This is a genomic window from Amycolatopsis sp. NPDC043887, from assembly GCF_056435665.1.
Genome location: NZ_JBWKEB010000038.1, coordinates 1 through 9,108 on the forward strand (window position 1 = coordinate 1; position 9,108 = coordinate 9,108).

The 9,108-nt window shown below is 65.6% G+C and carries 18 protein-coding genes; all 18 read left to right on the forward strand.

The window, feature by feature from the left end; all coding sequences use genetic code 11:
- The first annotated feature begins 207 nt into the window (after positions 1-207).
- Entirely contained in the window at positions 208-336 is a 129-nt protein-coding gene (locus tag AC069H_RS42550; protein WP_478236145.1) for a hypothetical protein, read from the forward strand.
- Positions 336-500, forward strand: coding sequence for a hypothetical protein (locus AC069H_RS42555; protein WP_158632669.1), 165 nt, complete (start codon positions 336-338; stop codon positions 498-500). Before AC069H_RS42550 ends, AC069H_RS42555 begins: the two co-directional genes overlap by 1 nt.
- A gap of 5 nt (positions 501-505) precedes the next feature.
- The gene (locus AC069H_RS42560; protein ID WP_478236146.1) at positions 506-673 is read left to right on the forward strand and encodes a hypothetical protein; all 168 of its coding nucleotides are present in this window, start codon (positions 506-508) and stop codon (positions 671-673) included.
- A gap of 6 nt (positions 674-679) precedes the next feature.
- Positions 680-853, forward strand: coding sequence for a hypothetical protein (locus tag AC069H_RS42565; RefSeq protein WP_478236147.1), 174 nt, complete (start codon positions 680-682; stop codon positions 851-853).
- A 1-nt stretch (position 854) separates the two neighbouring features.
- On the forward strand, positions 855-1,121 hold the full coding sequence (locus AC069H_RS42570; protein ID WP_478236148.1) for a hypothetical protein: 267 nt from the start codon (positions 855-857) through the stop codon (positions 1,119-1,121).
- 1 nt (position 1,122) lies between these two features.
- Positions 1,123-1,302, forward strand: a complete 180-nt coding sequence (locus tag AC069H_RS42575) for a hypothetical protein (protein WP_465464533.1) — start codon at positions 1,123-1,125, stop codon at positions 1,300-1,302.
- 88 nt (positions 1,303-1,390) lie between these two features.
- Positions 1,391-2,776: an FtsK/SpoIIIE domain-containing protein gene (locus AC069H_RS42580; protein WP_478236149.1), complete on the forward strand. Its 1,386-nt coding sequence runs from the start codon at positions 1,391-1,393 to the stop codon at positions 2,774-2,776.
- The gene (locus AC069H_RS42585; protein WP_478236150.1) at positions 2,773-3,150 is read left to right on the forward strand and encodes a hypothetical protein; all 378 of its coding nucleotides are present in this window, start codon (positions 2,773-2,775) and stop codon (positions 3,148-3,150) included. Before AC069H_RS42580 ends, AC069H_RS42585 begins: the two co-directional genes overlap by 4 nt.
- The gene (locus AC069H_RS42590) at positions 3,147-3,512 is read left to right on the forward strand and encodes a hypothetical protein (RefSeq protein WP_478236151.1); all 366 of its coding nucleotides are present in this window, start codon (positions 3,147-3,149) and stop codon (positions 3,510-3,512) included. The genes AC069H_RS42585 and AC069H_RS42590 overlap by 4 nt, the downstream gene beginning before the upstream one ends.
- Entirely contained in the window at positions 3,509-3,733 is a 225-nt protein-coding gene (locus AC069H_RS42595) for a hypothetical protein (protein ID WP_478236152.1), read from the forward strand. Before AC069H_RS42590 ends, AC069H_RS42595 begins: the two co-directional genes overlap by 4 nt.
- Entirely contained in the window at positions 3,730-4,155 is a 426-nt protein-coding gene (locus AC069H_RS42600) for a hypothetical protein (protein WP_478236153.1), read from the forward strand. The genes AC069H_RS42595 and AC069H_RS42600 overlap by 4 nt, the downstream gene beginning before the upstream one ends.
- Entirely contained in the window at positions 4,152-4,343 is a 192-nt protein-coding gene (locus AC069H_RS42605; RefSeq protein WP_478236154.1) for a hypothetical protein, read from the forward strand. Before AC069H_RS42600 ends, AC069H_RS42605 begins: the two co-directional genes overlap by 4 nt.
- 10 nt (positions 4,344-4,353) lie before the next feature.
- Entirely contained in the window at positions 4,354-4,563 is a 210-nt protein-coding gene (locus tag AC069H_RS42610; protein WP_478236155.1) for a hypothetical protein, read from the forward strand.
- A 17-nt stretch (positions 4,564-4,580) separates the two neighbouring features.
- Positions 4,581-5,273 (forward strand): DNA cytosine methyltransferase, encoded by a 693-nt coding sequence (locus AC069H_RS42615; RefSeq protein ID WP_478236156.1) that lies wholly within the window; start codon positions 4,581-4,583, stop codon positions 5,271-5,273.
- A 104-nt stretch (positions 5,274-5,377) separates the two neighbouring features.
- Positions 5,378-6,196, forward strand: coding sequence for a hypothetical protein (locus AC069H_RS42620; RefSeq protein ID WP_478236157.1), 819 nt, complete (start codon positions 5,378-5,380; stop codon positions 6,194-6,196).
- A gap of 88 nt (positions 6,197-6,284) precedes the next feature.
- Positions 6,285-7,652 (forward strand): replication initiator, encoded by a 1,368-nt coding sequence (locus AC069H_RS42625; RefSeq protein ID WP_478236158.1) that lies wholly within the window; start codon positions 6,285-6,287, stop codon positions 7,650-7,652.
- Positions 7,627-7,800, forward strand: coding sequence for a helix-turn-helix transcriptional regulator (locus AC069H_RS42630; RefSeq protein WP_478236159.1), 174 nt, complete (start codon positions 7,627-7,629; stop codon positions 7,798-7,800). The genes AC069H_RS42625 and AC069H_RS42630 overlap by 26 nt, the downstream gene beginning before the upstream one ends.
- A gap of 125 nt (positions 7,801-7,925) precedes the next feature.
- Positions 7,926-8,960, forward strand: coding sequence for a tyrosine-type recombinase/integrase (locus AC069H_RS42635; protein ID WP_478236160.1), 1,035 nt, complete (start codon positions 7,926-7,928; stop codon positions 8,958-8,960).
- The last annotated feature ends 148 nt before the right edge of the window (positions 8,961-9,108 follow it).

Below are 9,108 nucleotides of genomic sequence, written 5' to 3' on the forward strand. Positions count from 1 at the left end.
TTTACCAACCGATCGCACGGAAGGGAGAAGGACGATGGTGGGAGTTATGGCGAACAGGGGCGGGCTGTCCTCGTATGACCCGTCCGGCCCGAAGCGGGGCTACTGAGACCAAGCACGTTTGCACCGCCAAGTTCTACGTGGTGCACGGGATCGCGACATGCGAAGTGTGTGGCGCGCAATGGAACTACCCCTGAGGAGATAAACGACATGATCGCGAACGTACTGCCGTACGTGTTCTGGCTGGTCCTCTCGGGATGCCTGATCGCGGCGGCTCCGATGATCGGCATTCCGGCCCTGGTGCTCTCGCTGGGCCTGGCCGCGAAGGCGGGTCGGTGATGGGCCGCCCAGTGCGCGTCGGATCGGTGATCCGCATGCTCGCGGCTCGCCTGGAGCAGGAACGCCGGGAAGCGCTGGAGGAACCGACCACGGATCTCGGTTGGCAGGCGGGATTCTGCGCGGGCCTGGAACACGCACGGCACGTGATCCGGAACGGAGGCTGAACACCATGCCGGAAATCCTGGAGATCATCACCGCGGCTACCGAGGCGTACCGCAAGTTCGAAGCCATGCACCCGGACCGGGAGATCCGGCAGGCGGTAGGGAACGCAGTCAGGTTTCTTGCCGCCGACCTGAAAACGGCCGCTGAACTGTCGGCCTCGACATCGAAGGGCTGAACCGAAATGGACGAGATCCAAGAAATCATCGATGGGGCGACCAAGTCCTACCAGAGTTTGCGGCACAGCGACCTGCCGAACGAAGTCAAGGTCGCCGCCGGCCGAGCCATGCGACTCCTGATCGCGGACATGAGCGGCCTTCTCTGGTCGCTGGAGAACTGCCCGGAACGGTGGTCCTGACATGCAAATCGGAGTGCTCAACCGGCGCGCGCAGCAACGCTACGCCACGTTCACCGCGACGCTGGATCTCATCGGCGAAATCCTTGGCGACGTCGACAAGGTCATCGCCAAGGTCGACGACGGCGCGGGCGGTGCCGACACCTGGAGCACTGCCACCCAGGACGAACTGAAGCAGTACCGGACGAACGCCTTCGCCGCGCTGGACCACCTGCGGACGCTGGGCAAGAAGCACGAAGCCGAACTGATCTCGCGTGAGTGGAGGTTCTGACATGAGCCATCAGGTAGACCGGGTGGTCGACGATCTGTCGTCCGCCTTGCTCCAGCTCAAGGACGCGATGCGGGGAATGCCGCTGAACCAGAACGGTTTCCGCGCCGCGCACGACAAGGCCGCCCGCGCGATGGGCACGCTCACCACGGAGCTGCTCGACGCCCGACCGGCCATGACCTGACTACACCTTCCCGCACGAGACCGGCCCCGCACCCTCTTGACCGAGGACGCGGGGCCGTTTTCGTTCTACCTCAAGGAGAAACACTCCCATGTGGACCAGGAAGACCTACGAAGCCCCAAAGTCCTCGCGTCGTGTGGGCGGCGAGTTCCGCGCCCTGAAGTGGACCGCCCGGCACCCCGGCTCCGTGCTCGTGCCCGGCGCGCTCACCGCCTCCGGCATCGAACTCGGCTGGGCCACCACGGGCGGCATCGTCGGCGGCACTGCGGCCGCACTTTGCACCTGGTACCGGGCGCACCCGGACACGTTCGACCACTACGCCGCTCCCCGGATGCGGGCCTGGCGCCGACGCTGGTCGGTCTACTTCGGGCCGAAGTTCAACAAGGCGCTCCGGGCCTGCGACCTGTACACCACTGATCGCAAGACCGGACAGGAACGGTTCCCGCGGGTGGTCCGGGTGCGCTCGTACTCGCCTTCGGTGGACACGCTCACATTGGCGCTGGCACCCGGGCAGGGACGTCGTTCGTTCGACGACAAGCTCGAAATCCTGGCGGACACGCTGAGGGTGGAGCGCATCGCGATCGAGCGGCCGAAGCCGGGGTACGTCGCGCTGATCGTGGAACGCTCGGAGCCGTTCACCGAGACCATTCCGGCGCCGGAGATGCCCGAGGAGGCCGACGCGGTCGACCCCGGTGACATCTACATCGGCGAGACTGAGTACGGCTCGGAGTGGCGGCAGGGCGTGGGCAGTCAGCACATCTTTATCGCTGGTGCGACCGGGGCCGGTAAGAACTCGGTGATCCTCGCGATCCTTCGCGGCTTGGCCCCGCTGATCCGAGACGGGCTCGTTCGTCTGTGGATCTGTGACCCGAAGCAACTGGAGTTCGCCAAGCTCGCGGGCGTCGCCTACCGGTACGCCGACGACGAGGGCAAGTGCGCCGAGCTGGTCGACGAGTACATCGAGGACCTGCGCGCGGTACAGCGCATGTTCGCTTCGACCGGAAAGCGGAAGATCACGGTGTCGCGGGAAACTCCGCTGAACATCCTGATCCTCGACGAAATCGGCGCGCTCCTGGCCTACGGCGACGGCACCATCGGCCGGGCACTGCGGAAGCACCTCGCGATCGCCGGGTCGCAGGGCCGTGCTACCGGGCACTCGATGATCGCCGCGGTGCAGGAGCCGACGAAGGACACCGTGCCGATTCGTGAGCTGTTCCCGGTTCGGATGTGCATGCGCGTCACCGCGCAGTCGCATGTGGACATGGTCCTCGGAGACGGCTCCCGCCTCCGCGGTGCCCTGGCCGATGAAATCCCCAACATTCCGGAGACGGCCGGTATCGGCTACGTGATCCGGCAGAGGACCCGCACACCGATCCGGGTTCGTGCGGCCTACACCGACGACGGCGACATCGACGACCTCGTCGCGTTCGTCCGCTCCGGCTGGACCGGCGAATCCCGCCTGGCGGTGGTCGCGTGATGAGGGTCGACGGCTATTCCAGCGTTTTGCACGTTCCGCATTTCGTGTTGACCACTTGGATTCGCGACTACACCTTCAGTCACACATCGGGGAAGCTGCATAGGAACCGGGCGGATGCTGAGCGCGAGTTGCTCATCTGGGAGCGGCGGCATGCCCAGGCGCTTCGAGAGGGCGCGCTCTCGACGCTGATCACGGAACTCGACGTGGTTTATCTGCCGCGCTGCATGGAGTGCGCGGAACTGCCCGGCGACGACCCTGCTGTCTACGAGACCTGGCTCGACCTGTGTGAGGCCCTTCGTGACCATCCCGGCTGGGTCGCGACATCTGACCTGCACGTGTTCTGCCCGAATCACCGACCGGACAAGGAGGAATGATGCTCGTCCCGACGAACTACGCAGTGATCGCCCGTGGGCCGTACTTCGAGGTGAAGGCTTGGAATCGGCGGAATCGCACCTGGGATATCACGAACGAGCAGCTTTACAAGTCGCGCGCGGAGTGCCACCCCATCATGGAGTGGCTGAAGTCGCAGGACTCGGACACCTACGAGATCATCGAGTATTCGCACGTGTACCGCTGCCACTGCGTGATCTGCGGAGACCCGCCGGACTACGACGAGGTTTACTCGTTCCCCGACTGGTACGAACTCGTCGCCTACGTGGCCAACTATCCCGGCTGGGTGACCACGTCCGAAGTGCTCATTTTCTGCCCCGATCACCGACTAATGAAGGAGGAATGACCATGTGGCGCATCGGTTTCTACGTGTGGCGCGTGTGGCTGGTCGCCAAGTACGGCGCCCCCGCCGTGGGCCTGCTGGTGCTGATCTTCTGGGCACAGGGCGCCTCGCCGCTGTTCTGGGTCACCCTCGGCGTGTTCGGCTGCATGGGCCTCGGCATGGCTCTCGGGGTGATCGAGTTCCGCAATCAGGAGTTCGGCAAACCGAGGGAGCGCATCCGATGACCAGACGCGTGAACCGCGACCAGCTCGGGCTGTTCGGCACGGTCGACCCGGCACCACCGCCACGGCCCGCCCGCCAGTGCCCGCCGGTCCGAGACCGCAAGAAAGCGCCCGGTGGCGCCGGGAATCCGTTGGTGGCAAAGGACGTTCTCGCGGAAGTCCGCGATGGCCACTACGGCCTGCTCGACGACTCCGACAAGGTCGTCGTGATCGAGGACGGAGAACGGGCCCGGCCGGCGCTGGACGACGACATCGTCCACCACCTGATGGCCAACGGCTACATCGCTCGCTGCCGCCCCGGACACACGATGACGTGCGTCTACGGGATCAAGCGAAGCCCGGTCCTGCCGCTCCAGCTCACGCCTCGCGGCAAGGCCATGCTCCAGCGCTGGTCCAACCTTCAACCCCTGGGAGACGAGACGTGAACATGCTCCGGCTACGACTGCTACAAGCCGAGTTCTACAAGATTTGCGACGGGCCGTACACGGTGGCTGCATTCCGGCGACTGGCTGAGCTGGGCGACGAAATGGCCACCATGCACGAGAACGAGGCCGTAGAACTGCGGCGGCTGTCCGCCATCGCAGCCAAGCGGGCAGCCGTCAACCCGAACTGAAGGAACAGTCATGGCAGGCACAGTCGAAAACCTCATGGTGATCTACCGCCTCATCGACGAATACAGCGCCGACTTTCTCCAGCGCGCAGCGAACAGCAAGTCCGAGAATCTGGCGCCGGACCCGAAGATGGCGGAAACGGCCGACCGCATCGCGGGACTTCTCGAAGGCGAGGCCAAGAACTACCGACGCATGGCCGCCAAGTGGCGCGGCGAACACTGACCCGAAAGGACACCACCATGGCTCGCCGAAAAATCCTCGACGCCTTCTGTGGTGCCGGCGGGGCAGCGAAGGGATACCACGACGCAGGCTTCGACGTCGTCGGCGTCGACACCGCACCACAACCCAACTACCCCTACGAGTTCCATCAGGGCGACGCGATCGAGTTCATCCGCACACACGGACACGAGTTCGATGCGATCCACACGTCACCACCGTGCCTGGACGCAAGCGCCTTGACCGCGGGGAACCGCAAACGCGCCGGATGGCACGACACACACACCGACCTCATCCCGACCACCCGCGCGGCTCTGGCCGACGTCCGCGCCCGAACGAGCATCCCGACCGTGATCGAGAACGTGCAAGGTTCCGCGCTGCGCCGGGACCTCGTCCTCTGTGGCCTGACGTTCGGGCTGAAGGTGTTCCGGCACCGGTACTTCGAGATCGAGGGCGCGTTCGTCTTGACCGAACCGCACCGTTCCCACCGTGGTCATCGTGTCGCCGGCTGGCGCCACGGCACTCGTTACGCGGGGAACATGGTCGCGGTCTACGGCGACGGCGGCGGCAAAGGCACTGTCACGGAATGGCAAGACGCCATGGGCATCCACCACACCGACGTCCGTGCGGAGATCGCGCAGGCCATTCCGCCCGCCTACACCCACCACATCGGGGACGCACTGCTCACACAACTCGACACTCTCATCGCTGCATGACCGTCGTCCTTCGGCATGTACGGAGTCCTCGCGCCCTGTGTGAGATCTCCGGCGTGCCACGGGCGTCCGCCCGTTCACCACCTCGACAGGAGGGAGGCAACACGATGTTCCGGAAACCCAAGCCCGGCCGCACGGACATCCCGGCACCGTCTCGTCGCGTCCGCGCACTGGCCGACCAGCTCGACGAAGCCCGCGACGTGCACCGGCTCTCCACCGATCCCATGCTCGGCGCGGTCACCGCGGACCGCTTCCGCACCTCAATCACCCGCACCATGTGGGTCTTCCTCGCGATCGGACTCGGGTTCACCACCACCGGCGTGCACGACTTCCTCGCCGGAAACCGCCCGATCACCGATCCACTGTGGTGGGGAGCCTGGCTCGCCGAACCCGCCCTCGCCGGCATCCTCGTGACCCTGCTCCGCTGGGAAGCATCGATGCTGTCCCACGGCGTGACCGTCAACGCCACACCCGTGCGCTACCTCAAACGGCTCCTTCTCGGCGCGACCCTGGTAGCGAACGTCTGGGCCGGACTCGCACCCGCCCGCGGCACCGTGTCCAAAGGGATGGTGTTCTTCCACCTCGTGATCCCCCTGGTGGTGTTCCTGCTCGCGGAAGTCATGCCCGTGATCCAGCAAGCATGCACCCGCGTACGGGAACAGGCTCTCGCCACCGTCCCGCTGGCACCGACCCCGACGCCCGCACCCGTCACTGCCGAACGTTCGGCGCCGACCGCACCGACTCCGCGACTTCGGCTCCCGGCCGAGATCTCCAGCCGTGTCGACGCCGCGGTGACCGCCGCCCGCAACGAAGGACGCGACGTCACCACCGAGGACATCCGCCGCGTCGCTCGCATCCCCGAACCGATGGCCGCACAGGTCCTCGCGCAACTCACCACGCACAACGGGCACAAGCTCGACGCCTGACACACCACGCACCGCCTCGACGGGGCACGGCCACCAAGCACCACGGCCGTGCCCCGTTTCTCGTCTCCACCAACTGAAGGGCTCCGACATGCTGACGTTGGAACACCGCCTCACCGCCCGTGTCCAGGCCGCCGACTACCAGGAATGGCGCGCCAAGGTCCACGCAGTCAACGGCTGCGCCCGCCCGATCCGGCTCGCCGGAGCACACCAGCTCCAGGACGCCAACACCGGACAGGTGCTGCACCACCACGGCGGCGACATCTTCGCCCCCTGCGGCAACCGGCGCTCTGCGGTCTGCCCCTCCTGCTCCGACCGCTACGCCGCCGACGCCTTCCACCTCATGCGCGCCGGCCTCGTCGGCGGACACAAGGGCGTCCCGACCACGGTCACCGACCGGCCGCGCTCCTTCGTCACCCTCACCGCACCGAGCTTCGGACCCGTCCACCACGCCCGCACCACCGCCCGCGGTAAGCGCATCCCCTGCGGCTGCGGCGAGGTCCACCATGAGGCCGACACCCGCATCGGCACCCCGCTCGACCCCGACACCTACGACTACGTCGCCTCGGTCCTGTGGCAGGCACACGCAGGCGTCCTGTGGCAGCGCTTCACCACCCGCGTCCGCCGCGAGATCGCCAAACGCGCCGGACTCACCGCCCGCGAGTTCCGCGACCACGCCCGCCTGTCCTACGGCAAGGTCGCCGAATACCAGCGCCGCGGCCTCGTCCACTTCCACGCCGTCGTCCGCCTCGACGGCCCCGGCGGCGCCCTCGACGACGCCCCGGCCTGGGCCACCCCGGACATGCTCGACGACGCCGTAGCAGCGGCTGCGCGCCACGTGAAGGTCACCACACACCGCCCTGAGGGTGAGATCCTCGTCCTGACGTGGGGCGCGCAGGTCGACGTCCGGCGCATCGAACGCGCAGCCTCGGCAGAGATCGAGGACGAGAACGGCCAGATCAGCGAGGGTCGCCTCGCCGCTTACATCGCCAAGTACGCCACCAAGGGCACCGGCAAGACCGAGGCCGCCGACCGTCCGATCCGGTCACAACAGGACATCGACTACCTCAAGGTCTCGGCACACCACCGCCGCATCATCCAAACCGCCTGGGACCTCGGCGACCTTCCGTCCTATGAGGACCTGAAACTCCGCCGCTGGGCACACATGCTCGCCTTCCGCGGGCACTTCCTCACCAAGTCGCTGGCCTACTCCACGACCTTCAAGACCATCCGCGGGGACCGGCGCGCGTTCCGGCTCGCCGAAACCCTCGAACGCCTCGGCCTCGACGACCGCGCAGACACCGTCCTCGTCGTCAACGACTGGACCTTCGACGGCGCCGGATACATCGACGACGCAGAACGCGAACTCGCCGCCGGCATCGCCGAACGCATCCGAGACGACCGCAAACACAAGTACGACAAGGAGAACTACAATGGACCCACTCCTCACACTCGATGAAGTCGCGCAGGCTCTCAAGGTTCCGAAGAACACGATCTACCAGTGGCGCAAGACAGGTAGGGGACCGGCGGGCATCCGCGTTGGCAAGTACGTCCGCTACCGGTCCGAGGCAGTCACAGCCTGGCTCGACGAACAGGCGGGTATCTGATGGCCCGGCCGCCGATGCCCCTGGGCACGTGGGGCAAGATCCGAACATATGACCTGCCGAACGGCGGATGCCGCGCAGTGGCTAACTATAAGGACTACGACGGCATTACACGTCCAGTGGAACGGGTGGGTGACACGAAAACCAAGGCCACCAACAACTTGCTCGAAGCGCTCCGTGATCGCAAGCGACGAAACGGGGAGGGCGAGATCAAGCCTGAGACCAAAGTTGCTGTTGCGGCGGCTATGTGGCTCAAGGCTATCGACGAATCGAGCAAGGCGGCTCGAACGAAGCGCGAGTACCGCGACACATGGAATCGCTACCTCGTTAAACCGCTTGGAGAGCGACGCGTTGGAGACGTCGTCGTTTCGACAGTCAACCGGGTTATCACGGATATTCGCGACCGTCATGGCCGTGGGGCAGCGTCGCACGTAAAGGTGGTCCTGTCCGGGATCTTCGCTCTGGTCGTCCGGCATGACGCGATCGAGAAGAACCCGGTTCGGGAGATCGAGAGCCTGGGTGCCAAGAAGCGCAAGAAAGAGCGCATGGTCAACGCTCGCAGCATCGGTCAGGTCCTCGGTGTCTTCCACGCCTCCGAATCTGCACGACGATGGGACCTGGTCGACATGGTTGACGTCCTCTCGGGGCTCGGCTGCCGCATTGGCGAACTGCTCGCGCTCGACTGGGACACCTCGATCAACTTCGACAACGGAACGGTTCGCTTTCGTGGCACGGTGATTCGGGTGACCGGGCAGGGTTTGTATGTGCAGGACCACACGAAGAGCAGGGCCGGTATGCGAACGATCCGCCCGCCCGCCTGGGTAATGGAGATTCTGAAAGCGCGGAACACTCTCACCGAGTCCAGATGGGTGTTTCCCTCGGCGACCGGCACGCTCAGAGATCCAGACAACACCCGAGCCCGGATCCGGCGAGTCGTGGAGAAGACGCCGTTCAAAGGGCTGCATCCGCACGACTTCCGTCACTACGTCGCAGGGGTGCTCGACGATGCCGGGCTGACGGCACGCGAGATCGCGGACTACCTCGGGCACGAGCGCATCAGCACGACTCAGGAGGACTACATGGAGCGCGGTGTCGTTGGCAATGAGGTCGGTCCGGCGCTCGCTGAACGTCCGAGCATCGAGTCACCCAAAGATGAGGGTTAAGCATGGGCCGGTGAGACACAAGACCCCTGATCGCTTCCGTGATCAGGGGTTTTGTGCCCCCGGCAGGATTCGAACCTGCGACACCCGCTTTTGTGGATCATGATGGACGACGTTGGGTGTTGGTGATCGACATGGGTCACTGCCTGCA

Coding starts and splice junctions, on each gene's coding strand:
- AC069H_RS42615 (WP_478236156.1), top strand. CDS start 4,581: ATGGCTCGCCGAAAAATCCTCGACGCCTTCTGTGGTGCCGGCGGGGCA.
- AC069H_RS42600 (WP_478236153.1), top strand. CDS start 3,730: ATGACCAGACGCGTGAACCGCGACCAGCTCGGGCTGTTCGGCACGGTC.
- AC069H_RS42630 (WP_478236159.1), top strand. CDS start 7,627: ATGGACCCACTCCTCACACTCGATGAAGTCGCGCAGGCTCTCAAGGTT.
- AC069H_RS42590 (WP_478236151.1), top strand. CDS start 3,147: ATGATGCTCGTCCCGACGAACTACGCAGTGATCGCCCGTGGGCCGTAC.
- AC069H_RS42565 (WP_478236147.1), top strand. CDS start 680: ATGGACGAGATCCAAGAAATCATCGATGGGGCGACCAAGTCCTACCAG.
- AC069H_RS42595 (WP_478236152.1), top strand. CDS start 3,509: ATGACCATGTGGCGCATCGGTTTCTACGTGTGGCGCGTGTGGCTGGTC.
- AC069H_RS42575 (WP_465464533.1), top strand. CDS start 1,123: ATGAGCCATCAGGTAGACCGGGTGGTCGACGATCTGTCGTCCGCCTTG.
- AC069H_RS42550 (WP_478236145.1), top strand. CDS start 208: ATGATCGCGAACGTACTGCCGTACGTGTTCTGGCTGGTCCTCTCGGGA.
- AC069H_RS42555 (WP_158632669.1), top strand. CDS start 336: ATGGGCCGCCCAGTGCGCGTCGGATCGGTGATCCGCATGCTCGCGGCT.
- AC069H_RS42625 (WP_478236158.1), top strand. CDS start 6,285: ATGCTGACGTTGGAACACCGCCTCACCGCCCGTGTCCAGGCCGCCGAC.
- AC069H_RS42570 (WP_478236148.1), top strand. CDS start 855: ATGCAAATCGGAGTGCTCAACCGGCGCGCGCAGCAACGCTACGCCACG.
- AC069H_RS42610 (WP_478236155.1), top strand. CDS start 4,354: ATGGCAGGCACAGTCGAAAACCTCATGGTGATCTACCGCCTCATCGAC.
- AC069H_RS42560 (WP_478236146.1), top strand. CDS start 506: ATGCCGGAAATCCTGGAGATCATCACCGCGGCTACCGAGGCGTACCGC.
- AC069H_RS42620 (WP_478236157.1), top strand. CDS start 5,378: ATGTTCCGGAAACCCAAGCCCGGCCGCACGGACATCCCGGCACCGTCT.
- AC069H_RS42580 (WP_478236149.1), top strand. CDS start 1,391: ATGTGGACCAGGAAGACCTACGAAGCCCCAAAGTCCTCGCGTCGTGTG.